Origin of the sequence: Paraburkholderia sprentiae WSM5005, assembly GCF_001865575.2 — a bacterium.
In the GTDB taxonomy this organism is placed as follows: domain Bacteria; phylum Pseudomonadota; class Gammaproteobacteria; order Burkholderiales; family Burkholderiaceae; genus Paraburkholderia; species Paraburkholderia sprentiae.
In genome coordinates this window covers 2,086,857-2,109,604 of sequence record NZ_CP017561.2, presented here as the reverse complement: position 1 = coordinate 2,109,604, position 22,748 = coordinate 2,086,857, and the positions used below count along the sequence as shown (strand labels likewise).

The 22,748-nt window shown below is 63.8% G+C and carries 19 protein-coding genes and 1 tRNA gene; 11 read left to right on the top strand and 9 right to left on the bottom strand.

The window, feature by feature from the left end; translation table 11 throughout:
• Positions 1-50 precede the first annotated feature (50 nt).
• Complete coding sequence (locus BJG93_RS09605; protein ID WP_027198062.1) at positions 51-1,304, bottom strand: cupin domain-containing protein; 1,254 nt, start codon at positions 1,302-1,304, stop codon at positions 51-53.
• A gap of 32 nt (positions 1,305-1,336) precedes the next feature.
• Here BJG93_RS09605 and BJG93_RS09600 point away from each other — a divergent pair, with 32 nt between their 5' ends.
• Complete coding sequence (locus BJG93_RS09600) at positions 1,337-1,879, top strand: FKBP-type peptidyl-prolyl cis-trans isomerase (RefSeq protein ID WP_027198061.1); 543 nt, start codon at positions 1,337-1,339, stop codon at positions 1,877-1,879.
• Here BJG93_RS09600 and BJG93_RS09595 read toward each other — a convergent pair.
• The 4 genes from BJG93_RS09595 to BJG93_RS09580 form a co-directional block, all read right to left on the bottom strand.
• Positions 1,859-3,262 carry a hypothetical protein gene (locus BJG93_RS09595; RefSeq protein ID WP_027198060.1) on the bottom strand — a complete coding sequence of 468 codons (1,404 nt, stop codon included), beginning with the start codon at positions 3,260-3,262 and terminating at the stop codon, positions 1,859-1,861. The two genes, BJG93_RS09600 and BJG93_RS09595, sit on opposite strands and share 21 nt — an antisense overlap.
• Positions 3,249-5,936 carry a DNA mismatch repair protein MutS gene (gene mutS / locus BJG93_RS09590; RefSeq protein WP_027198059.1) on the bottom strand — a complete coding sequence of 896 codons (2,688 nt, stop codon included), beginning with the start codon at positions 5,934-5,936 and terminating at the stop codon, positions 3,249-3,251. The genes BJG93_RS09595 and mutS overlap by 14 nt, the downstream gene beginning before the upstream one ends.
• Positions 5,937-6,144: 208 nt before the next feature.
• The gene (gene lplT / locus BJG93_RS09585) at positions 6,145-7,443 is read right to left on the bottom strand and encodes a lysophospholipid transporter LplT (protein ID WP_027198058.1); all 1,299 of its coding nucleotides are present in this window, start codon (positions 7,441-7,443) and stop codon (positions 6,145-6,147) included.
• Positions 7,444-7,658: 215 nt separating this feature from the next.
• Complete coding sequence (locus BJG93_RS09580) at positions 7,659-8,462, bottom strand: inositol monophosphatase family protein (protein WP_027198057.1); 804 nt, start codon at positions 8,460-8,462, stop codon at positions 7,659-7,661.
• Between BJG93_RS09580 and BJG93_RS09575 the strand changes: the two genes are divergently transcribed.
• From BJG93_RS09575 to cysE, 3 genes are all read left to right on the top strand, one after another.
• Positions 8,457-8,612: a hypothetical protein gene (locus tag BJG93_RS09575; protein ID WP_154671835.1), complete on the top strand. Its 156-nt coding sequence runs from the start codon at positions 8,457-8,459 to the stop codon at positions 8,610-8,612. The genes BJG93_RS09580 and BJG93_RS09575 overlap by 6 nt on opposite strands.
• Before the next feature lie 182 nt (positions 8,613-8,794).
• Positions 8,795-9,625: an RNA methyltransferase gene (locus BJG93_RS09570; RefSeq protein ID WP_027198056.1), complete on the top strand. Its 831-nt coding sequence runs from the start codon at positions 8,795-8,797 to the stop codon at positions 9,623-9,625.
• 253 nt (positions 9,626-9,878) lie between these two features.
• Positions 9,879-10,715 (top strand): serine O-acetyltransferase, encoded by an 837-nt coding sequence (cysE, locus tag BJG93_RS09565; protein WP_027198055.1) that lies wholly within the window; start codon positions 9,879-9,881, stop codon positions 10,713-10,715.
• A 46-nt stretch (positions 10,716-10,761) separates the two neighbouring features.
• Here the strand turns inward: cysE and BJG93_RS09560 are convergent, their stop codons facing one another.
• From BJG93_RS09560 to BJG93_RS09545, 4 genes are all read right to left on the bottom strand, one after another.
• Complete coding sequence (locus tag BJG93_RS09560) at positions 10,762-11,559, bottom strand: UDP-2,3-diacylglucosamine diphosphatase (protein ID WP_027198054.1); 798 nt, start codon at positions 11,557-11,559, stop codon at positions 10,762-10,764.
• A 62-nt stretch (positions 11,560-11,621) separates the two neighbouring features.
• A complete protein-coding gene (locus BJG93_RS09555) occupies positions 11,622-12,116 on the bottom strand; it encodes a peptidylprolyl isomerase (protein WP_027198053.1) in 495 nt (164 codons plus the stop codon).
• A gap of 124 nt (positions 12,117-12,240) precedes the next feature.
• Positions 12,241-12,834, bottom strand: coding sequence for a peptidylprolyl isomerase (locus BJG93_RS09550; protein WP_027198052.1), 594 nt, complete (start codon positions 12,832-12,834; stop codon positions 12,241-12,243).
• Between the two features lie 50 nt (positions 12,835-12,884).
• Positions 12,885-13,685, bottom strand: a complete 801-nt coding sequence (locus tag BJG93_RS09545; protein WP_027198051.1) for a tetratricopeptide repeat protein — start codon at positions 13,683-13,685, stop codon at positions 12,885-12,887.
• A gap of 250 nt (positions 13,686-13,935) precedes the next feature.
• Between BJG93_RS09545 and cysS the strand changes: the two genes are divergently transcribed.
• The 7 genes from cysS to BJG93_RS09510 all read left to right on the top strand — a co-directional run bounded on the left by cysS (position 13,936) and on the right by BJG93_RS09510 (position 22,385).
• Positions 13,936-15,333 carry a cysteine--tRNA ligase gene (gene cysS, locus BJG93_RS09540; RefSeq protein ID WP_027198050.1) on the top strand — a complete coding sequence of 466 codons (1,398 nt, stop codon included), beginning with the start codon at positions 13,936-13,938 and terminating at the stop codon, positions 15,331-15,333.
• A 47-nt stretch (positions 15,334-15,380) separates the two neighbouring features.
• A complete protein-coding gene (locus tag BJG93_RS09535; RefSeq protein WP_027198049.1) occupies positions 15,381-16,487 on the top strand; it encodes a DNA-3-methyladenine glycosylase family protein in 1,107 nt (368 codons plus the stop codon).
• 128 nt (positions 16,488-16,615) lie between these two features.
• Positions 16,616-17,587, top strand: coding sequence for an acetyl-CoA carboxylase carboxyltransferase subunit alpha (locus BJG93_RS09530; protein WP_027198048.1), 972 nt, complete (start codon positions 16,616-16,618; stop codon positions 17,585-17,587).
• A gap of 54 nt (positions 17,588-17,641) precedes the next feature.
• Positions 17,642-19,117 carry a tRNA lysidine(34) synthetase TilS gene (tilS, locus tag BJG93_RS09525; protein WP_027198047.1) on the top strand — a complete coding sequence of 492 codons (1,476 nt, stop codon included), beginning with the start codon at positions 17,642-17,644 and terminating at the stop codon, positions 19,115-19,117.
• Positions 19,118-19,532: 415 nt separating this feature from the next.
• Positions 19,533-20,783, top strand: a complete 1,251-nt coding sequence (locus tag BJG93_RS09520; RefSeq protein WP_027198046.1) for an aspartate kinase — start codon at positions 19,533-19,535, stop codon at positions 20,781-20,783.
• A 178-nt stretch (positions 20,784-20,961) separates the two neighbouring features.
• Positions 20,962-21,055 (top strand) — tRNA-Ser (locus tag BJG93_RS09515).
• A gap of 742 nt (positions 21,056-21,797) precedes the next feature.
• On the top strand, positions 21,798-22,385 hold the full coding sequence (locus BJG93_RS09510; protein WP_051374411.1) for a response regulator transcription factor: 588 nt from the start codon (positions 21,798-21,800) through the stop codon (positions 22,383-22,385).
• Positions 22,386-22,748 lie beyond the last annotated feature (363 nt).

Here is a 22,748-nt window from a genome sequence, read left to right as displayed (position 1 = left end):
TTGTCTTTCTCATACAAAATTTCACTGTACGGTATAGCACGTGGGCAGAGTTACGCAAGCTCGCCCACCTGTATCCAGCCCGCACAATACCACTCGTGTAGCAGTGCTGTCACCGATGAATCGTGCGAGAGTGTTACAAAGCGTTTCGCACTCATGCACCGCAGATTCGCGAGATCAAACAACCATTTTTTTGCGCCGCCCCACGTTATTTGTTCTCCATTTACGAAGAAAAAGCGGCGTTCATACAACAGGTTAGTCCTGCGATCGAGCCGCAAACCGAATTTGGACGCCGCGCCGATGAAACGGGCTGCGTTGAGCGGCCGTTGCGGCGGATCGAAGACGACACTCGGCTTGGGTTCGCTGAGGTACGTGCCAAGGAACGACGCAATGTCCTGCTCATTCCATCGGACTTTAGCAAGCATCGCGCCCACTCGTTCGACGAGCGCCGTGGGCAGTTGTGCGGGCCGCTCGACGGCGGCCTGCCGCGGATCGCGATAGAGCGCGCCGGCCTTGCCCGCGGCCTCGCCGCGCTCGGCCAGATAGTAGAGGAACTGCGCGGTCAGCTCGCTCTCGGACGGTGCGCGAAAACCGATCGAACAAGTCATGCATTCGCCCTCGGCGATGCCGTCGTGCGCGATGTGCGGCGGCAGGTACAGCATGTCGCCGGGCTCGAGCACCCACTCCTGTTCGTGCTCGAAGTGCTGTAAAACTTTCAACGGCAAACCGGGCTGCAGTGCGAGATCTTTCTGCGCGCTAATGCGCCAGCGGCGCTTGCCTTTTACTTGCAAAAGAAACACATCGTAGGAATCGAAATGCGGACCTACGCCGCCGCCGTCGGTCGCATACGAAATCATCAAGTCGTCGAGGCGTGCGTCCGGTACGAAACGGAAACGGTCGAGCAATGCGCGCGCGCGGTCATCGTGCAGGTCGACGCCCTGCATAAGCAGTGTCCAGGCGCGCTGCTTGACGGACGGCAGTTCGTCGGGCGCAAACGGGCCGTGCTCCAACTGCCATGTGTTGCGGAAGTGCGTAATCAGGCGCGCTTCGACGTCGTCCCGATCGGCCAGCTCGAACAGCTCGTCGCGCGACAGCGGCGCTTCGATGCCGGCAATCGCCTGACGGATCAGCAGCGGCTTTTTCTGCCAATAGCGGCGCATGAATTGCGACGGGCTCAGATTGCCGAGCAGTGCGGTCGGAATGTCGGGCGAGGGCGGAACGATGGGCTGCGTGGCCGGCTTTGCAGCAGACGGCGAATTGCGCGCCGGACCTGCATCGGCCGGGAGGTGAGTGGGCCGCCTGGGCATCGTATAATGTGAGTTGTATTCTGGAGAATCGAATGAAAATCGCAAAGAACACCGTCGTGTCGGTCGCCTACAAGCTCTCGGATGCGCAGGGCAATCTGATCGAGGAAAGCGAAGAGCCGATGGTCTATCTTCACGGCGGCTATGATGGCACGTTCCCCAAGATCGAGGAAGAGCTCGACGGCCACGAGGCCGGCTTCGAGACCGATATCCAGCTCGAGCCGCAAGACGCATTCGGTGAGTACGATCCCGAGCTCGTGAAGATCGAGCCGCGCGATCGCTTCCCGGAACCGCTTGAAGTCGGCATGCAGTTCGAAGGCACCCCGGAAGACGGCGACGAGGAAATCGATGCGCTGGTGTACGTGGTGACCGACGTCGCGGAAGACAAGGTCGTGCTCGACGGCAATCATCCGCTCGCCGGCATGGCGCTGCGTTTCGCATTGACCGTCAAAGACGTGCGTCCGGCGACCGAAGACGAAATCCAGCACGAGCACGCGCACGGCGCGGATGGCCTCGAAGTTCTCGACGACGATGAAGACGAGGACGAACAAGACAACTCAAAACCGACCCTGCACTGAGCTTGCAGGCACGCGCGGTGTCGTCGCGGGGACAGACGGCGCCGATGCCGGCATAGCAGGCGAGGCGGGCAGTATCGACCCCGGCGGCATCGAAATCGCGGGCCCGTAATTAGCGCCGCCCTGGTCGGACGGGATGCGCGGCTGCTGGTCCTGCGATTCTCCGGGCGTCTGCAATGCCGGCGGCAATTCCGACGCCGGCCCGAACCCTTCCACATTCGGCATCTCCGGTGCACCCGGCATCGACGTGCCGGACTCCTCGCGCGGCAAGACCGGCGGTGTCGCGGGCAGCAGCATCTGCTTCGGCACGTCGCGCACGCTGACCCTGAACGGCGGCTTCCTGCCGAAATCCGCTTCTATCTGAATCCATTGGTTGAGACGATCACGCGGCGCGAGCGCAATGCGCGTGAGATTCGTCACGACCATCCCTTTGTCGTTGCGTAGCGGCTGATCGATCACGAAGCCGCCGGCCGGCCGTTCGTCGTCCGCGTGAATCACGACCACGGGTCCGGGAAAAGTTTGCGCGAGCTTGACCAGACTGCGCTTGAATTCGAGAAAGCCGTCGCGGCGCGCGCTGTGCGCGAAGTGCAGCCATGCGAACCGTTCGGGTCGCTCGTAGCGCTCCGGGTCGAAGTCGCCTTGAATGAACACGACGATCGCGCGCGCGTCGCGGCGCTTCGCGTACTCGGCCGCGTGCTCGAGCCAGAATGCGTTGGCAATCACGCGATCTTCGAACTCGCCGTTGCGGCCACCCGCGCTCAGGTAGTGATTGTTCGGACCGGGCGCGTTCAGCCCGATGAAGACGACGTCGCCGGCTTTGTTGTTCGCCTTGTCGTTGATCACCCAGCGCACGTTTTCGCGGAACGGACGGAAGCGCGATACCTCGCTCTCGCGCGTCAACGCGATCGGGTTCTGGCCCATCGAGGTCGGATCGGCGAACAGCGTTTGCCGCAACTGGTCGAGCCGCTCGACCGGATCGAAGCCGCCGGCTTCCGCGTTGCCGCAATCGACCCAGTCGTGCTGGCCGGGGATAAAGAAGAGAGCGGTCCGGGAACTGTCGAGCAGCGCGTGGCGGCGCTCGAACAGCGCGTCGCGGCAGACTTCCTTCGGCCCCTTCAGATTGCCGTCGTAGACGATGAAGCGCACGTCGCGCTCGCGGGCAATCGCGTCGAGCAGCCGTTGCGTGGCGGCTTCGTCGGCGGAGCTGTGCATCGTGTCGGAGAGCACCGCGAACGCGAAGCGCGAGGCCTCGGCGTGCGCCGGCGCGGTCCATGCGCACACTGCCGCGAGCACGACGATGCCGCCTATCGATGCGTGCACATGGCGCAGCGCCGCGCGAAGCTCGCGCAGGCGTTGCGGGTGTCTCCGCGCGTCAGTGATCCGCATCCGGCGCGACGGCCAGTTCATGGAGTTCGTACAGCAGATCGAGCGCTTCACGCGGCCGCAGATCGTTCGGATCGATGCCGCGCAGACGCTCGACGAGTGTCTGCATCGCGGGCGACGCGGGCGTTGCGCCGCCCGCGGCCTCGTTGTCGTCGTGCGCGTCTTCGGCGAGCATGGCAGGCTGCGTCGCGAACAGATCGAGTTGCGGCGCGGGCTGCGCGGCCGATTGCTGCTCCAGATGCGCGAGGTGCTTGCGCGCCGCGCGGATCACCGCGTTCGGCACGCCGGCGAGTTGCGCGACCTGCAGACCGTAGCTCTGATTGGCCGGCCCTTCGTTGACCGCGTGCAGGAACACGATGCCGTGCCCGTGCTCGACCGCCGACAGGTGCACGTTGGCCGCATGCGGAAACTCCACGGGAAGCTGCGTGAGCTCGAAGTAGTGCGTCGCGAACAGCGTGTAGCAGCCGTTGTGGGCGAGCAGGTGGCGAGCGATCGCCCACGCGAGCGCGAGGCCGTCGAACGTCGACGTGCCGCGGCCGATCTCGTCCATCAGCACGAGGCTTTGCGGTGTCGCGTCGTTGAGGATCGCGGCGGCTTCGGTCATCTCCACCATGAAGGTCGAGCGACCGCCAGCGAGGTCGTCGGCCGCGCCGATGCGCGTGAAGATGCGGTCGATCGGTCCGAAGGCCGCGCGCCGCGCCGGCACGTAGCTGCCCGCGTAAGCGAGCAGCGCGATCAGCGCGGTCTGGCGCATGAAGGTCGACTTGCCGCCCATGTTCGGACCGGTGATCAGCAGCAGCTTGCGCTCGGTCGCGAGTGAGCAATCGTTGGCGATGAACTGCTCGACCTGCGCCTCGACCACCGGATGACGACCCTGCTCGATGTCGATGCCCGCGTCGGCCGAGAACGTCGGCGCGACCCAGTCGAGCGCGCGAGCGCGTTCGCCGAACGCGGCCAGCAGATCGAGTTCGGCGAGCGCTAGCGCGACGCGCTGACAGTCGGGAATGAAGGGCAGCAACGATTGCAGCAACGCGTCGTATAGCGCGCGTTCGCGCGCGAGCGCGCGTTCCTGCGCGGACAGCGCTTTGTCCTCGAAGGTCTTCAACTCGGGCGTGATATAGCGCTCGGCGTTTTTCAGCGTTTGCCGGCGGCGATAGTCGTCGGGGACCTTGTCGGTCTGGCCGCGCGTGACTTCGATATAGAAGCCATGGACCTTGTTGTACTCGACGCGCAGATTGCTGATGCCGGTACGCGCGCGTTCGCGTGTCTCGAGATCGATCAGGAACTGTCCGCAGTTCTCCGAGATGTCGCGCAGTTCGTCGAGTTCGGCGTCATATCCACGCGCGATGACGCCGCCGTCGCGCACCATCGCGGCCGGTTCCTGCGCGACCGCGATCCTGAGCAAGTCGACGCACGCTTGCGGCGGTTCGAGCGCCGCGTCGATGCGCGCGAGCGAATCCGCGTTCGATGCCACCGCCGCGAGTTGCGCGCGCAAAGCGGGCAGCGCGATGAACGTGTCGCGCAGGCTCGACAGATCGCGCGGGCGCGCCGACAGCAGCGCGAGACGTCCGGTGATCCGTTCGATATCCGCGATCTGCCGCAACGCCTGGCGCAGCGTATCGAGATCGGCGCCCGGCGGCGCGTCGAGCAACGCGCCGATCGCCTGCTGACGCGCCCGCGCCACCGCCGAATCGCGCGGCGGATGATGCAGCCAGTGCCGCAGCAGACGGCTGCCCATCGTCGTGCAGCACGTATCGAGCAGCGAGCACAGCGTCGGCGCTTCAGTGCCGCGCAGCGTCTCCGTGAGTTCGAGGTTGCGGCGCGTAGCCGGATCGAGCCCGATGTATTCCGATTCGTGTTCGACCTTCAGGCTGCGCACATGACGCAGTTGCTGACCCTGCGTGGACGCCGCATACAGCAGCAACGCGCCGGCCGCCCCGCACGCGCAACCGAGCGAATGCGCGCCGAAGCCGTCGAGGCTCGCCACTTCGAGCTGATCGCACAGGCGCTTCGTGCCCGACGTGATATCGAAGTGCCAGGCTGGCACGCGCTTGAGTGCGCTGGCGTTGACAGGAGGTGTCCAGCTGGCGGAATCGGCGGTGGCGTCGGCAATCAGTATTTCCGCGGGACGGATGCGCTCCAGCGCGGCGGCGACCTGATCGGGCGCCACTTCGGCGAGGCGCAGCGCACCGCTCGCGAGATTGAGCCAGGCGAGACCGACGCTCGTCGCGACGCCGCGGCGATTGTGCGCGACGCATAGCGCGAGCAGATAGACGTCGCTCTTGTCGGACAGCAGCGCCGCGTCGGTCAGCGTGCCAGGTGTGACCACGCGCATGACCTTGCGCTCGACCGGGCCTTTCGACGTGGCCGGGTCGCCGATCTGTTCGCAGATCGCGACCGATTCGCCTAGCTTCACGAGCTTGGCCAGATATTGTTCGACCGAGTGGTGCGGCACGCCGGCCATCTTGATCGGATTGCCGGCCGACGCACCGCGTTGCGTGAGCGTCAGGTCGAGCAGGCGCGCGGCTTTTTCCGCATCGTCGAAAAAGAGTTCATAGAAGTCGCCCATCCGGTAGAAAACCAGCGTGCCCGGATGCTCCGCCTTGATGCGCAGGTACTGCTGCATCATCGGCGTATGTTGTGCGACGTCGCTGGCCGCTGCGGTTTGAATGCCCATCCTTCGTGTCTTCTTGCGGTAGATGCTCAGGGCGTGAGTTTAACTCGCCGGCGCGGCGAGCGGACCCTGGCCGAACGGACGATGCACAACGCGAGAGCCGAATGGCAGCATGACCGATTCAATCGAAGCGAGCGTTTCACGCCGTCGTGGCGCGTGACGCCGGTGGAGCCGCGCCATTCGCTGTGATTGCCGAAGCACGGCGATGCGTTCATTCCTCGATCATCGCCCGCATGTCCACCCTGCGTTCGTTGGACGCGCTGCGGCGCTTCGCGAGCCACATCAGCAGCGTAATGAAGCTGCCGAACACGACGATGATCCACTGCGCCGGCATCTTCGCCGTGAGCAGCAGCGCGTACGCGCCGAGCATCAGCAGCACCGCGAGGTTCTGGTTGAAATTCTGCACGGCGATCGAGTGACCGGCCGACAGCAGCGTCGCGCCGCGATGCTGCAGGATCGCGTTCATCGGCACGATGAAAAAGCCCGACAACGCGCCCAGCACGATCATCAGCGGATAAGCAAGCAGCATGTAGTACGGCACGGCATGCGTGCCGAAGCGCAGGCCTGCGCCCGGCGGGAACAGGTTCTTGTTGTAGAAGGCCATCGCGATCGCCACCGCGCCCGTCAGCACGCCGACGGGCAAAACCTTCAGCGAGTTGCGCAGCGGAATCAGTGCCGCCGCGCCGGCCGCGCCGATCGCGATGCCGAAGCCGGTCACGCCTTGCATCACGGCGGCCTTCGACAACGACAAGCCGAGGTTCACGTTCGCCCATTTGAGCACCAGCAACTGCATCGTCACCGCGGCGCCCCACATCAGCGTGGTCACCCACAGTGCGATTTGCGCGAGCTTGTCGGCCCATAGCACACGGAAGCAGTGATGGAAATCGCCGACCAGCTTGGTCGGCTCGGTCAGCCGGTTCGGGTAGCGGGCGCCGGTATCCGGAATGAAGATATTGATCGCGGCGGCGAGCGCGTAGATGAGCATGACCGTGCCCATCGCGAGATCGGCGGCCGAGCGGATCAGCGGCAGGTGCACCCGCGTGACGAAGTGCTCGACGACCGTGCTGATCAGCGCACCGCCGAGCATCGTGCCGACGATCGTCGACAGCACCGTCGCCGATTCCAGCCATGCGTTCGCCCGCACGAGTTTCTCGGCCGGCAGGAGCTCGGTGAGGATGCCGTACTTGGCCGGCGAATACGCGGCCGCGCCGAAACCGACCACGCCGTAGGCGATCATCGGATGAACGCCGAGGATCATCATCAGGCAGCCGCTCGCCTTCAGCGCGTTAGAGATGAACATGACGTGGCGCTTCTGCATCGAATCGGCGAACGCGCCGACGAACGGCGCGAGCAGCACGTACGAAATCGTGAAGAAGATCTGCAGCAGCGGCGTGACCCACGCGGCCGAGCGAATCACCGAAAGCAGGGCGATGGCTGCGATCAACAGCGCATTGTCGGCTAGCGACGAAATGAACTGTGCAGCGATGATCGTGTGGAAGCCTTTTTTCATGGGGCAGGTTGGACGCTGCGCCCGGGGAGAAAGTCGGGCAGGGTCAAAGCGGCATGGAGCAGGGAACGGACCCGGCCGAGTCCCGCGCCAACGACTCCCACTTGTAGCACGAAGCCCCGCTCACTGCAGCGCCACCAAACAAAAAAGCGGCCGAAGCCGCTTTTCTGCACATCCGTTAATGGGTTGCCGCGGACCGGCCGTGGCGGTGGCGCAGCTTACGCCGAATGCTCACGCGTGCGGCTGTAGCGCGACAGGATCGGAACCATCTGCGCGTAGACCTTCGCGTTGCCCGCGACGACTTCGCCGACGTGCAGGAACTCCGAATCACCGGTGTAGTTGCCGACCAGACCACCGGCTTCGGTGATCAGCAAGCTGCCCGCCGCGACGTCCCAAGCGTTCAGGCCCTGCTCGAAGAAGCCGTCCATGCGGCCGGCCGCGACGTTGGCCAGATCGAGCGCTGCAGCGCCCGGACGGCGCAGGCCCGCGCAGGCTTGGGTCATCTCGGCGAACTGACGGCCGTACGATTCGAGGCTGTCCTGCGCGCGGAACGGGAAGCCGGTGCCGATCAGGCAGTCGGCGAGGCGGTCGCGCCTGGCGACGCGGATGCGGCGATCGTTGACGAACGCGCCACGGCCGCGTGATGCGACGAACAGATCGTTGCGGTTCGGGTCATACACGACGGCCTGCGTGACGACGCCCTTATGCGCGAGCGCGATCGACACGCAGTAGTACGGGAAGCCGTGGATGAAGTTGGTGGTGCCGTCGAGCGGATCGATGATCCACTGGTATTCGGAATCGTCGTCCGACTTGCCCGACTCTTCGGCGAGGATGGCGTGATCGGGATAGGCGGTCTTCAGCGTTTCGATGATCGCCGCTTCGGACGCTTTGTCGACCTCCGTGACGAAATCGTTGTGCTGTTTCTTGCTGACCTGGAGCAGGTCGAGATCGAGCGATGCGCGTGTGATGATCTGAGCTGCGCGGCGCGCGGCCTTCACAGCGATATTGAGCATGGGATGCATAAACTGATCCTTGTGCCGGGGCAGCATGGCTGCCGGCCGGAAAATAAGCGCGAAGCCTGCGCTGACGGGCGCCGCGACGACGCGAAAAACAGCACGGAACGCCAACCGGCTATCAAACCGGAGCGCATTCCGTCGACGGAGACGAATTGAATAAGAACGGTGCGCCCAGTTCGACGGAAGCTTCCGCAAACGTCGGCGGCAGACGCGAGAAGCGGTATTTTACCTGAGTCCGAGCGCCCTCGCGCAGGGGCGCACGCATACGTCCGATTCGGCGCCGGCGCCCGTTGGCGCTACCATACGCGTCTTGAATCACTAGCCAGCCGAGTTTCATCGTGGACCACATCCGCCATTCCTCCGACCCCGCCGTGGCCGACTTGCGTGGCGGCTTCACGTCGACGCGTTTCGTGCTGGTCGAGCCCAGCCATCCCGGCAATGTCGGCGCCGCGGCGCGCGCGCTGAAAACCATGGGCTTTTCGCGGCTCGTGCTCGTGTCGCCGCGCGTGCCGAGCGTGCAGAACGATCCTGAAGCCATTGCGATGGCGAGCGGCGCCGACGACGTGCTCGCCTCCGTGCACGTGGTAGCGTCACTCGCCGAGGCACTGGCTGGCGTGCACTGGTCGATCGCGCTGACCGCGCGACTACGCGAATACGGTCCGCCGCAATGGACGCCGCGTGCGGCAGCCGCCGCCGCGCACACGGAGGCGATGCGCGGCGAGATCGCGCTGGTGTTCGGCAACGAGCGCGCGGGCTTGTCGAACGAGGACGTCGAGCGATGCAGCGCGATCGCGCATATTCCGGCCAATCCGGCCTACAGCTCGCTCAACCTCGCGCAGGCGGTGCAGGTGCTCGCCTATGAACTTCGCACCGCGTATCTCGGCTCCGAAGAGACGACCGACGGCGCGCCCGCCGCGGCAGCCGTCGCAGCGCGGGCCGAATCCGCCGGCACGCGCACGCGGATGGCGGCCAGCGACGAGATCGAGAGCATGTTCGCGCATCTGGAGAGCGCACTGGTCGCGCTCGAGTTTCTCGATCCGGCCAATCCGAAAAGGCTGATGTCACGGCTGCGCCGGCTGTTCGCGCGCTCGGGCCTCGAGCCCGAGGAGGTCAACATCGTGCGCGGCATCGCCAGGCACATCCTGCTCAAGAACAAGCGCACCGGTTGACGGTCCGTCGGTCCGTTCGGCACGGCGCACCTGATGCGCCGCCTTCAGCTGACGACAACCTTGCCGAGGTCGGGGGCTTCCGGCAGGTTTCGCGCAATCGACCTACAATCCACCAAACGTTAGAAGCAAAGCTGCCGCCGTGCTAAGCGGCAGCAATGCCGTCGGGCGTGGCGCGAAATGCAGAGGCTCGCGCAAGCGCAAAGCGCGGTCCCGCTCACGCAGACGGTTTCCCCCCAACAACACAGTCCCTGCCATGTTCACGAGACTTCGCGAAGATATCGCCACGATCCGCGAGCGCGATCCCGCCGCCCGCAGCGCATGGGAAGTGCTCACGTGTTATCCGGGGCTGCACGCGCTCGTGCTGCACCGGATCGCGCACACGTGCTGGCGCGCGAAGCGCCGCTGGCTCGCGCGTTTCGTGTCGCAGATGGCGCGCTTCATGACGGGCATCGAGATCCATCCGGGCGCGACGGTAGGGCGGCGTGTGTTCATCGATCACGGCATGGGCGTCGTGATCGGCGAGACCGCGCAGATCGGCGACGACTGCACGATCTATCAGGGTGTGACGCTCGGTGGCACGTCGCTGACGCGCGGCGCGAAGCGGCATCCGACACTCGAGCGCGGTGTGATCGTCGGTGCGGGCGCGAAGGTGCTCGGCGGCTTCACGGTCGGCGCGGACGCGAAGATCGGATCGAATGCGGTCGTGACCAAGCCGGTGCCCGCGCGCGGCACGGCGGTCGGCAATCCGGCGCGAATCATCGTGCCAGCGGCAGCGGTCGCCGCGGCCGCGAGCGGGGCGAACGCGGAGTCGAACCACGCGACGCGCGACGCAAAGCGTGGCAGCGCAATCAGCGCGTTCTGCGCATACGGCATCACGCCCAATGCGGACGATCCGGTGTCGCTCGCGATTCACGGCCTGATCGATCATGCGGCTACCCAGGCGCGGCGTATCGATGAAATCGTCGATGCCCTAGAGCGGCTCGGCACGAGCCTGGAAGGGCTGCAAGGCGCGGATGCGGCGTTGCTCGATTTGCGGCGGCTGTCGGCGGCGATCGCGGGGAAGGTCGATGGGGTGGCGGCGGAGCGCTAGATCTCGGCGCACCGGCAGCGCCCTGCGCGCGTGGTATCCAGCAAGGTCAATCCAGCGGCAACGCTCGAATCCCGTCGGCATCGATCTTCAGATATCCGCCCCGGTGCTCGCCGTGATCGAGATCCCAGTCCGGCAGAACCCAGCGCGTGCCGCCCGGCTCGCGATGCCGCGCGGGCAGATGCGTATGCCCATGAACGATCGTCGCCGTCTTCGATTTCCTGAACAGCGCGGCGACGGCTTTCGGCGTCACGTCATACCTGATCGACATCGGCCGTGTGCGGCCATGCTCGCTGTTCGAGCGCATATTCTCGGCGAGCTTGCGGCGCCAGCGGAACGGCCACGCGAGAAACAGTGCTTGCGCGAGTCGATTGCGCGCGAAATGCCTGAAGAGCTGATAGCCGCGATCTGCGGTGCACAGGCCATCGCCATGGGCGAGCGCAATGCGCGTACCGAACGCGGTGATCACGAACGGATCGGGCAGCCAGATCGCGCCGGCCGCTTTCATGAAACGCTTGCCCAGTAGAAAGTCGCGATTGCCGTGCATGATGTACAGCGCGATGCCACGCTCGGACAGCGTGTGCAGCAGCGCCGCAACATCGGCGACGAACGGCTCGCTCAGCATGTCGTCGCCGACCCAGTACTCGAACAGGTCGCCGAGGATGAACACCGAATCGGCCGCTTGCGCGCTCACCCGGATGAAATGCTCGAACGCGGCGACTGTGCGCGGGATCGCCTCGCTCAGATGCAGATCGGAGAGGAAGAAAAAAGGGCGCGCGGCGTGCGGGCGTTGGCCCTCGCCAGGCACGCCCGCGGCGACGCTTCGCAGCGGCGTCTCTTGCAGCATTGAAGGTGCCTGATTTCAGTTCAAAGGAGTCGACGCCACACGAGGCGCGACTCACTCATAGCCTAGCCGACGACGACAGCCTTTTCGATCACGACGTCATCGACGGGCACGTCCTGATGGAAGCCCTTCGAGCCGGTCTTGACCTTCTTGATCTTTTCGACCACGTCCATGCCTTCGACCACCTTGCCGAACACCGCGTAGCCCCAGCCTTGCGGCGTCGGCGACGAGTGGTTCAGGAAGTCGTTGTCGTTCACGTTGATGAAGAATTGCGCGGTCGCCGAATGCGGGTCGTTGGTACGCGCCATCGAGATCGAGCCGTTCTCGTTCTTGAGACCGTTGTTCGCCTCGTTGGTAATCGGCTCGGCCGTCGGCTTTTGCTTCATGCCAGGTTCGAAGCCGCCGCCCTGGATCATGAAGCCGTCGATCACGCGATGAAACACCGTGTTGTCGTAGTGGCCGGCCTTCACGTAGTTCAGGAAGTTCTCGACCGACTTCGGCGCCTTTTCAGCGTTCAGTTCGAGTTTGATGACGCCGTGGTTCGTATGCAGTTCAACCATGATGGAATCCTTTGATGAACAGGTGGATAAAAGGCGCGGCGCGTCGTCATGCCGAGGACAGGCCGCGCCGGGGCGTGGGTCGCGCTCCGCGCTTCGGCCGCGCGGTTGGCTTGCTCGTTCGTTGTTATTTGCTCACCACCGTCGCCGACTGGATCACGATCGGCTTCTGCGGCACATCGCTCATCGGGCCGCGCGTGGTGGTGGGCGTGGCTTCGATGCGCTTCACGACGTCCATGCCGTTCGTGACCTTGCCGAACACCGCGTAGCCGTTGCCGTCGGGATTCGGGTAGTCGAGATTGGCATTGTCCACCGTGTTGATGAAGAACTGCGCGGTGGCCGAATTCGGGTCGCTCGTGCGTGCCATCGCGATCGTGCCCGCGGTGTTCTTCAGACCGTTGCGGCTCTCGAGCGCAATCGGCGCGCGCGTCGGCTTCTCGGCGAAGCTTTGTGTATAGCCGCCGCCCTGGATCATGAAGCCCGGAATCACGCGATGAAAGATCGTGCCGCTATATTGGCCGGCCTTCACGTAGTCGAGGAAATTGGCGACCGTCTTTGGCGCTTTCTCGGGATAGAGTTCGACGCGGATGTCGCCCTCCGACGTCTTGAACAGCACGGACGGATGAACGGGCTGTGACCCGGCCTGCGAACCAGACTGAGCAAAAGCGGGCGCGTTTGCGATGAGGGCGGCGCTGCCGAGCGCCAACATCAACCATTTCATGAAAATCCTCGGGGTTGGAGAAAACCTGCGGCAGGCGACGAGCCCGCCGCTCAGCGCGACGGCGCCATGTACGGCGGCATGGCGAGCGAGCCATTCGGGCCGCCGAACTGGAAGCTCGGGCTGTCCGTGATATTCGACGTGGGGTGCGCGGCGGGCTCGTTCGTCGGCGCGGCGGCGGGCTGCGAGGCCGCGGCAGCGGGCGCCGGTGAGACGACCTTCTGGATCTCCGCGAGACGCTGCGAGGTCCGCGCGCTCGCCTTGCCGAGGCTCTCCGCGCGACGGTACGCGGCATCGGCGAGGCGCAGATACAAGTCGCCGAGATTCTCGAACGCGAGGCCGTAGTTCGGATTGACCTTGGTGGCCATCTCGAGCGCGCCGCGCGCTTCGGTCAGGCGGCCTTGCCGCGCGAAGAGCGTGGCGAGGTTGTTGTACGGCTCGGGCAACTCGGGATACAGCTGGGTGAGTTCGGTGAACGCGGTGATCGCTTCGTCGTCGCGATTCAGATGCACGAGCACGTTCGCGCGTTTGAACTTCGCCTGTGCGTCGTGCGGATTCGCGGCGACTCGGGCATCGAGTTGGGACAGTGCGGCTTGCCAGTTTTGCTGCGCGATCGACGCGTCGATTTCCGGCGTGTCGTCACGCACGGCGGGGCCTTGCGGCATCACCGCGGCCTTCTGCGCATAAGCGCTCGCGACCGGCACGGCGGCAAGCGCGGCAACGACCGTGACGCGCCACGCGAAGGCGCGCGCCGCTTCGAAAGTAACGCGGCCAACAGCGCCGCCGACAACGTTGCCAAACGCCGTGGTGGCGAGGGTCGCAGCGCTATGCGCGCGGCCGCTGGAGTGTTTCATAGGCTCAGGTCTGGATGTTATACTCCGAGCCATTCTAACAAAAGGTCTGCGCGTTCCGTCGAACCGCCGACTGTCTTTTCGCCACTCGTGGCCGTCTCCGCCCGGTTCGCAGCGTCGTCGGCAGCCTGATCGCTGCACGAGGTGCGCCGGTTTCGGCTGTATGCGATGCACCCGCTGTCGTCTTCGTTTCGCGGGTCGCGGCGCGCATGAAGCACAATGCGGACTTCTTTCGGCCCACGCACCGTTCTCTATGGAATCTCTGCGCATCTACAACACGCTCGCGCGTGACAAACAGACTTTCGTGCCGCTTCGTGCCGGGGTCGTGAAGATGTACGTCTGCGGGATGACCGTGTACGACTATTGTCACGTCGGTCATGCGCGCGTGATGGTCGTGTTCGACATCGTGCAGCGCTGGTTGCGCACACTCGGCTACGACGTGACCTACGTGCGCAACATCACCGATATCGACGACAAGATCATCAAGCGCGCAGTCGAGAACGGCGAAACCATCAAATCGCTGACTGATCGCTTCATCACCGCGCTGCACGAAGACGCGGACGCGCTCGGCATCGAGCGCCCGGACATCGAGCCGCGCGCGACCGACTTCATTGCGCAGATGCTCGGCATGATCGAAACGCTCGAGAAAAACGGCTACGCGTACCAGGCAAGCGACGGCGACGTCAACTACGCGGTACGCAAATTCGAAGGCTACGGAAAGCTGTCGGGCAAGTCGCTCGAAGACCTGCGCGCGGGCGAACGGGTCGCGGCCAACGACGCGAAACAGGATCCGCTCGACTTCGTGCTATGGAAGCAGGCGAAGCCCGAGGAACCGGTCGACACCGGCTGGGATTCGAAGTACGGCCGCGGTCGTCCCGGCTGGCACATCGAGTGCTCGGCGATGGGCTGCACGCTGCTCGGTGAACAGTTCGACATTCACGGTGGCGGGCAGGACTTGCAGTTTCCGCACCACGAAAACGAGATCGCGCAAAGCGAGGCCGCGACCGGACAAACATTCGTCAATTACTGGATGCACAACGGCTACGTACAGATCGACAATGAGAAGATGTCGAAGTCGTTGAACAATTTTTTTACGATTCGCGAAGTGCTCGCGCAGTACGATGCAGAGGTGGTGCGTTTCTTCATCGCGCGCGCGCATTACCGCTCGCCGCTGAACTATAGCGACGTGCATATCGACGACGCGCGCAATGCACTCGCGCGTTTGTACACGGCGTTGAAAGACGTGACACCCGATAGCGCCGAGCTTGACTGGAACGAAGCGCATGCGCAGCGCTTCCGGGCGGCGATGAACGACGACTTCAACACGCCGGTGGCCGTGTCGGTGCTGTTCGAACTGGCCACTGAGTTGAACCGCACGCGCGACCCCGCGCTGGCCCGTCAATTGCACGCGCTTGGCGCGGTGCTCGGGCTGCTCGGACGCGAACCGCGTGCCTACCTGCAGCAGGCAGCGGGTGCTGCAGCCGAAGGCGCGCTCGAGCCCGCCGCGATCGAAGCGAAGATCGCCGCGCGCATCGCCGCCAAGCAGGCAAAGGACTATGCGGCAGCAGACCGGATCCGGGCTGAATTGCTCGATGCCGGCGTTGCCCTTGAAGACAAACCCGGCGGGTTGACCGAGTGGCGGCGCGTGTGAGCGCACCTCGTACTTCCCTCTGAACGACTCGCCAGGCAGGAGGCAGGATGGCAACGGCCACGAAGACGCCGGCTAAACGCGCGGCGTCTCAAACCAGGGCGGCAGCCGCGGCGTCGGCTGCCGCGGCTAAGTCGACGCGTACGTCGACTCGCGCGGGCGGCAACGCGGTAGACAAAGCGTCGTCGAAAGCGGCCGGGGCGGCGGCGAAAGCTGGCTCTGCCGCGGCTAAGAAGAGCACCGCCAAACGTTCGCTCAATGGCGCGGGCGGCGCGCTCACCGAAGCCGCGCATGCGCCGGCTGCGAAGCGCGCGAAAACGGCGTCGCGCGCAAAGCCCAACGGCGCATTGCCGGCCGAGCTCGGCGGCGACGTGCAGGAGCTCGCACGCGACATGAACGCGGGCGAAGTCGTGCGCAAGACGCGCGTGTCGGCCGCGTCGGCGAGTGCGGTCAGCGCGGGCGGGGAAGCGGCCGGTGTCGCATCGCTTGCGAACGAAGTCGCCGTGCCGGTGCAGATCGGCGGTCTCGCGCCTGAGGTCACGCGTCCCGCGTATTGGGACAAGGCGTGCGCGGATCTCGTCAAGCGCGATCGCATTCTGAAGAAGCTGATTCCAAAGTTCGGCCCCGTGCATCTGCTCAGTCGTGGCGATCCGTTCGTCACGCTCGCGCGCTCGGTGGTCGGCCAGCAGATTTCGGTCGCGTCGGCGCAGGCGGTGTGGTCGAAGGTCGAAGCAGCGTGTCCGAAACTCGTGCCGCAACAGTTCATCAAGCTCGGGCTCGAGAAGCTCAACGCGTGCGGTTTGTCCAAACGCAAGGCCGAGTACGTACTCGATCTCGCGCAGCATTTCGTGTCGGGCGCGTTGCACGTCGGCAAGTGGACGTCGATGGACGACGAGGCAGTGATCGCCGAACTCACGCAGATTCGCGGCATCGGCCGCTGGACCGCGGAGATGTTCCTGATCTTCAACCTGTCGCGCCCCGACGTACTGCCGCTCGACGACCTCGGCCTGATCCGGGCGATCAGCGTCAACTATTTCAGCGGTGAACCCGTCACGCGCAGCGAAGCGCGCGAGGTTGCCGCGAACTGGGAGCCGTGGCGCACCGTCGCGACCTGGTACATGTGGCGTAGTCTCGATCCGTTGCCGGTCGACTATTGAAGAAGAACAGGAAACCAAACCGTCTCACAGACTATCGCGTATATGATCTCGATAGTTGAGAAATGGTTTTGACATCGGCGCGCGCGGTTAGAATACGCGCTGCCCGGTAAGTCCAAGGATTACAACCAATGAAGACCACGTTTCTGGATTTCGAACAGCCGATCGCTGAACTCGAAGCGAAGATCGAAGAATTGCGCTTCGTGCAGGACGACTCGGCCGTCGATATTTCGGAAGAGATCGAGCGGCTGTCCAAGAAGAGCCAGCAGCTCACCAAAGATCTGTATGCGAACCTCACACCGTGGCAGGTTTCGCAAATCGCCCGTCATCCGCAGCGTCCGTACACGTTCGACTACGTGAGTGAGCTGTTTACCGACTTCCATGAACTGCATGGCGACCGTAACTTCGCGGACGATCTGTCGATCGTCGGCGGTCTCGCGCGGTTCAACGGCCAGGCGTGCATGGTGATCGGTCATCAGAAAGGCCGTGACACCAAGGAGCGCGCACTGCGCAACTTCGGCATGCCACGTCCGGAAGGCTATCGCAAGGCGGAACGTCTGATGCGCCTCGCCGAGAAGTTCGGGCTGCCGATCTTCACGTTCATCGACACGCCGGGCGCATACCCCGGCATCGGCGCGGAAGAGCGCGGCCAGTCCGAAGCGATCGGCCGCAATCTGTATGTGATGGCCGAGCTGAAGACGCCGCTGATCGCGACGATCATCGGCGAGGGCGGCTCGGGCGGCGCACTCGCTATCGCGGTGGGCGACAGCGTGCTGATGTTGCAGTTCTCGACCTACTCGGTGATCTCGCCGGAAGGCTGCGCGTCGATCCTGTGGAAGAGCGCCGCGAAGGCGCCGGAAGCGGCTGAAGCGCTCGGCCTCACTGCACATCGTCTGAAGGCGCTCGGTCTGATCGACAAGATCGTCAACGAGCCGCTCGGTGGCGCGCATCGCGATCCGAAGGGCATGGCCGCGATGCTGCGCCGCGCGCTCGCCGATTCGCTGCGCCAGTTCCAGGGTATGAGCACCAACGACCTGCGCCAACGCCGTTTCGAACGGCTGATGGCGTACGGCAAATTCAAGGAAACGACGCCGGGCGCATAAGCCCCGCGCGTTGGCCTGTCTCTTTCGCTCACCGGCGCCTGCTGCGCTAACGACGTGACCACCACCGCCGACTCATCCGCCGAGCGCCTCGTGATCGAGGCGCTCGGCGCGGCGCTGTCCGCGCTCGATCCGAACACACGCATGGCGGTCGCATTCAGCGGTGGCGTCGATTCGAGCGTGCTGCTCGATGCGGCGGTGCGCGTCGCGGGTGCCTCGCGTTGTATCGCGTTGCACGTGCATCATGGTTTGAGTCCGCATGCCGATGCGTGGCTCGCGCATTGCGAGGCATTCGCGCGCGAACGCGGCGTCGACTTCGACGCGCGACGTGTGGACGTTTCGCGCGCGCCGGGCGTGAGCATCGAGGCCGCGGCGCGCGACGCGCGTTATCGCGCGCTCGACGCGATGTGCGCAACGCACGGCATTCACACGCTGTGGCTCGCGCACCATGCGGACGATCAGGCCGAGACCGTGCTGCTGCAGCTGCTGCGCGGCGCGGGGCTCGCGGGTCTCGCGGCGATGGCGCCAGGCTTGTTGCCCGCGGGTGCGTCTGCGACCCGCGTGCGGCCGCTGCTGCATCTGCTGCGCGCGCAGCTTGAACATTACGCAAGCGTGCGCAAGCTGCGCTGGATCGACGACGAATCGAACGCGGACACGCGTTATGCGCGCAATGCATTGCGTCATCAGGTGATGCCGGCGCTCGCGGTGCACTTCCCCGGTTTTCGCGATGCGCTCGCGCGCACGGCCGCTCATGCAGCGTCGGCGCAGCGGTTGCTCGATACGCTTGCGCACGCCGACATGCAGAGCGCGTCGCGCGATGAAGGACGCGCGCTCGCGCACGAGGTCCTGCTCGCGTTCGACGACGATCGCGCGCTGAATCTGCTGCGCTATTGGATGCGCTCGCTCGGCCTCGTCGCGGCATCGAGCGCGCGTGTCGCGGATGCGCTGCGGCAGTTGCGCGAAGTCGGTGCGGGGCAGGACGGGCATCGTCTGCGCATCGATCATGCGGGGCATGCGTTGCGCAGCTATCGCGGACTCATCTACTGGGAAGCCGGCGACAGCAGCGAGCCAGCCGACGAAACCGCGCTCGTCGAGCGCGAGATCAGTGAACTCGAGTGGCAGGGGCAAGAAGTCTGGCATGTGCCGCAATGGCGCGGCACGTTCGTGTTCGCGGTGGTGGATGCAGCCTCTGCTTCCAACGTTGGGGACGCTTCGCCGGGCGCGCCAGCTCACGAAGCATTCGACACGGTTCCCCTCAGCGTCCTGCAACGCGCATCGCTAAGCGTGCGAGCGCGCCGCGGCGGCGAACGCATGCGCATCGGCGCGCCGAATACGCCGGGCCGCACGCTGAAAAACCTGTTTCAGGAGCGCGGCATTCCCGCATGGAAGCGCGACGTGCCATTGCTCTACGTCGGCGATGAACTGCTGTTCGTGCCGCGCATCGGCGTGAATCGCGCGGCAGTGCGCGACGCGTCTCGAGAGCGCGAGGCGTGCGTGAAAATCGCCTGGCGCGAGGATCTGCTGATCGCCTGAACGCCGATCGGACGGTCGCGCAAGCCGCGCGGGCAAATGTCGAAGGCGTGAAATAGGGTGCAAATCAACGATAAAACAGGCCATTGCAAGCCTGATTTGAAGCATCTGGACCCCTCGTTGCGTCTTGTCTTTTGGCGCCCAATCAGGTACTTTAGCTGTTTGCCCGACCCGATTTCGCCGTCGCTTTTGTCGCTATCGGTCGTTAGTGCCGGCTGGCGAGCGCGATCCGTCGCTGCCGTTCAAATCCGATCAGCCATTTGCGATTTCATCCCGGGCAAATCCGCGCGTGTTTCACGCGTGCTGCATCTACGCCGCCACACACTTTGCCGCCGTTCACGAGACGTTGCGCCCCTGTGCTTTCTGTGCGGTCGTCTCCAGCGCGCCAGCGCGGTTTCTCTTCCAGTTCAGAACGACAATGGCACTCATCGTACATAAATACGGCGGCACCTCGATGGGCTCGGTCGAGCGCATCAAGAACGTCGCCAGGCGCGTCGCGAAATGGCACAAGGCTGGCCATCAGATGGTCGTCGTGCCGTCGGCAATGTCCGGCGAAACCAACCGCCTGCTTGGCCTCGCGAAAGAAATCACGACTCAACCGAGCCCGCGTGAACTCGACATGATCGCCGCCACCGGCGAGCAGGTCAGCTCGGGTCTGCTCGCCATCGCGCTGCACGAAGCCGGCGTCGAAGCCGTCAGCTACGCAGGCTGGCAGGTGCCGGTCAAAACGGATAGCGCGTTCACGAAAGCGCGCATCAGCGACATCGACGGCGAGCGCGTCAAGCGCGACCTCGCGGCCGGCAAAGTGGTCGTGATCACGGGCTTCCAGGGGATCGACCCGGACGGCAACATCACGACACTCGGCCGCGGCGGCTCGGACACGTCGGCCGTCGCGGTCGCGGCCGCGCTAGAAGCCGACGAGTGCCTGATCTACACAGACGTCGACGGTGTGTACACGACGGACCCGCGCGTTGTCGAAGAAGCGCGCCGGCTCGATCGCGTGACGTTCGAAGAAATGCTGGAAATGGCCAGCCTGGGTTCGAAGGTGCTGCAGATCCGCTCGGTGGAATTCGCCGGCAAATATCAGGTGAAGACACGCGTGCTGTCGAGCCTGACCGATCCGCTGATGCCGCTCGACGAAGAAATGAAGTCGGGCACCCTGATTACTTTTGAAGAAGACGAGACCATGGAAAAAGCAGTCATCTCGGGCATTGCGTTCCAGCGCGACGAAGCGCGTATTGCCGTGATGGGTGTGCCCGACAAGCCGGGCATCGCGTATCAGATCCTCGGCCCGGTGGCGGACGCGAATATCGACGTCGACATGATCATCCAGAACCAGAGCGTTGAAGGCAAGACGGCGTTCACCTTCACGGTTGGCCGCGGCGACTATGCGCGTGCAATGGAGATCCTCACCGGCACCGTGAAGGCGCACGTGCAGGCCGAGCAGGTGCTGGGCGACCCGAAGGTGTCGAAGGTATCGGTGGTCGGCGTTGGGATGCGCTCGCACGTCGGCATCGCGAGCAAGATGTTCCGCACGCTGTCGGAAGAGGGCATCAATATCCAGATGATCTCCACATCCGAAATCAAGATTTCGGTATTGATCGACGAAAAGTATATGGAGCTCGCAGTGCGCGCGCTGCATAAGGCCTTCGAACTCGATCAGGCGTAAAAGTCGGGAAAAACGGGGTGCTCCAGAGCGCCCCGTTGCTTTATGGCGTTCATGTGAACGAATGCGCCGCGGGGCGCCTCTTTGGCACAAATAATATTCTCCGGAGATTGACCTTCTCGGCCTGGCCCGCTATTATCTTGGCTTCGTCGCACTGACTCCCTGTGCGACAGAAAGTTTGGGAGACGTGGCCGAGAGGTCGAAGGCACTCCCCTGCTAAGGGAGCATCTGGGCCAAAACCTGGATCGAGGGTTCGAATCCCTCCGTCTCCGCCAGCAATGGTGGCGAAACCCCGCAGAGTCTAGGCTCTGCGGGGTTTTTGTTTTTCCGGGTCATTTTTTTTGGTTTTGATCTCACCGTCAGGCATGGCTATGTCCCGAGTTTGATATGCAGGTCTACTGATCAATGCATGGCGCCGTTGGCGCTCCACGCTGGTCAAAGACAACTCGAAGGGCAATGGAATCTTCACGGCGGTGGGCCGCGCATCATCCGCCTGGTGGCGCAAATGTCGCTTCAAATTGGCTGGCCCTGCGCTTTCCACCTAATCGTCACGTCCCCCGCCAAGCACCCCCGACCACCGGGAGGTCTCGCTTTACGGATGGTCCTCTACGGCCGCAATGCGGCAGCCTGTAGGTTCTTTTGATTTTCGCGATAATCTTTTTAAGATGCGATACGGCGCGAATCCAATGTCGAAACGTAAAAAATTGTCTCGGTACGTCCATCGATGTCAGTCGGGCATTTGCACTTATTGACAGATATTTCGTGCTTATACTATCTCGCATTGGGGCGGACGCCCGCACAATATGCACTGGTAAGGTGTCGCAGCCGGTCAGTGCGTTCATCCACGCTATCTGGACAAGTAAAGATAAGCCGTGTGAGTGAATGGGCGTTACGATTTTGCGTGAGATGTGGAAGTCAGGTTGCAAAGATGCAGTGGTGGTAGGTAATCATGTCTGGAGGTGAGTTTTGCTTACTAAGATCGCTATCGCGGACAGCAGTTCTATTCTGCGAATAGGAATGCGATGTGTTTTGCGAAGGCAAGCTGGCTTGAGCGTGGTTGGCGAGGCTGAGACCTCTACGGCAATCGTCGAATTGCTTCGGGAAGAGGAAGTCGACGTGCTGCTGAGCGACTTCGAGATCCCCGGGAAGATGTACCGGGACGGCACTGCCCTGATGGCACTGCTGCGTTGCACCTATCCTTCGACCAAAGTCATCTTCGTCACCGCGCTCACCAACCCTTTGCTATTGAAAGCGATAATCAGATCGCGTGCCCATGGCGTGCTGCTGAAAAGCGACTCGCCGGAAGAATTAATTAGCGCGGTGCGCGCCGTTTCACGCGGCCAATTCTATGTCGCGCCGTCGGTGCGGCGCATCTCCGGTATTACCCATTGCGAAGAATTCGACACGACGAAAACCGCACGTCTGTCGGTGCGGGAAGGAGAAGTGCTGCGCCTGTACGTCAGCGGCATGAGTATCAGCGAAATCGCGGCATTAAGTCATCGGAGCCTGCAAACCGTCAGTACCCAGCGCAAGCAGGGGATGAAAAAGCTCGGCTTTACCAACGACCGCGAATTGTTTGAATACATGCTGCCTTTGCGCAGTTAGTTTGCCCGAAAACGGCCGACGTACACGGTTCGCTTAGAGCCTGCAAGCGTGCGGATTCGATTTATTAAATATCACAGTCATTGGCTAATAAAAATGGTTATAAGCCGACGCGTTCTAATTCAGGTTGGTTCAGGCTTTTCGAATCACGCAAACGATGCATGATGCGCTGGCGGCGACGCGGATCGGCTATCGCATCGGCAGCCACCGACGGCTTGGATGCGCTCGGCACGCTGTGCACGACCGAGCGCAATCCGCTGCGAGCGAGATACGGCGGGGTCTGCATCGACGTAGTAGCGGCGGGCCATACGCAGCGATCGGTCGCGGACGCGCCAGATTCAGCGCCACCCGCAACGAGTCTGTCTG

Excerpts from the sequence above, each read along its gene's own strand:
- BJG93_RS09605 (WP_027198062.1), bottom strand. The coding sequence starts at position 1,304 with ATGCCCAGGCGGCCCACTCACCTCCCGGCCGATGCAGGTCCGGCGCGC.
- BJG93_RS09595 (WP_027198060.1), bottom strand. The coding sequence starts at position 3,262 with ATGCGGATCACTGACGCGCGGAGACACCCGCAACGCCTGCGCGAGCTT.
- BJG93_RS09600 (WP_027198061.1), top strand. The coding sequence starts at position 1,337 with ATGAAAATCGCAAAGAACACCGTCGTGTCGGTCGCCTACAAGCTCTCG.
- BJG93_RS09545 (WP_027198051.1), bottom strand. The coding sequence starts at position 13,685 with ATGAAACACTCCAGCGGCCGCGCGCATAGCGCTGCGACCCTCGCCACC.
- BJG93_RS09580 (WP_027198057.1), bottom strand. The coding sequence starts at position 8,462 with ATGCATCCCATGCTCAATATCGCTGTGAAGGCCGCGCGCCGCGCAGCT.
- BJG93_RS09510 (WP_051374411.1), top strand. The coding sequence starts at position 21,798 with ATGCGATGTGTTTTGCGAAGGCAAGCTGGCTTGAGCGTGGTTGGCGAG.
- lplT (WP_027198058.1), bottom strand. The coding sequence starts at position 7,443 with ATGAAAAAAGGCTTCCACACGATCATCGCTGCACAGTTCATTTCGTCG.
- BJG93_RS09555 (WP_027198053.1), bottom strand. The coding sequence starts at position 12,116 with ATGGTTGAACTGCATACGAACCACGGCGTCATCAAACTCGAACTGAAC.
- cysS (WP_027198050.1), top strand. The coding sequence starts at position 13,936 with ATGGAATCTCTGCGCATCTACAACACGCTCGCGCGTGACAAACAGACT.
- cysE (WP_027198055.1), top strand. The coding sequence starts at position 9,879 with ATGTTCACGAGACTTCGCGAAGATATCGCCACGATCCGCGAGCGCGAT.
- BJG93_RS09560 (WP_027198054.1), bottom strand. The coding sequence starts at position 11,559 with ATGCTGCAAGAGACGCCGCTGCGAAGCGTCGCCGCGGGCGTGCCTGGC.
- BJG93_RS09535 (WP_027198049.1), top strand. The coding sequence starts at position 15,381 with ATGGCAACGGCCACGAAGACGCCGGCTAAACGCGCGGCGTCTCAAACC.
- BJG93_RS09520 (WP_027198046.1), top strand. The coding sequence starts at position 19,533 with ATGGCACTCATCGTACATAAATACGGCGGCACCTCGATGGGCTCGGTC.
- BJG93_RS09550 (WP_027198052.1), bottom strand. The coding sequence starts at position 12,834 with ATGAAATGGTTGATGTTGGCGCTCGGCAGCGCCGCCCTCATCGCAAAC.
- BJG93_RS09530 (WP_027198048.1), top strand. The coding sequence starts at position 16,616 with ATGAAGACCACGTTTCTGGATTTCGAACAGCCGATCGCTGAACTCGAA.
- mutS (WP_027198059.1), bottom strand. The coding sequence starts at position 5,936 with ATGGGCATTCAAACCGCAGCGGCCAGCGACGTCGCACAACATACGCCG.
- BJG93_RS09575 (WP_154671835.1), top strand. The coding sequence starts at position 8,457 with ATGCATAAACTGATCCTTGTGCCGGGGCAGCATGGCTGCCGGCCGGAA.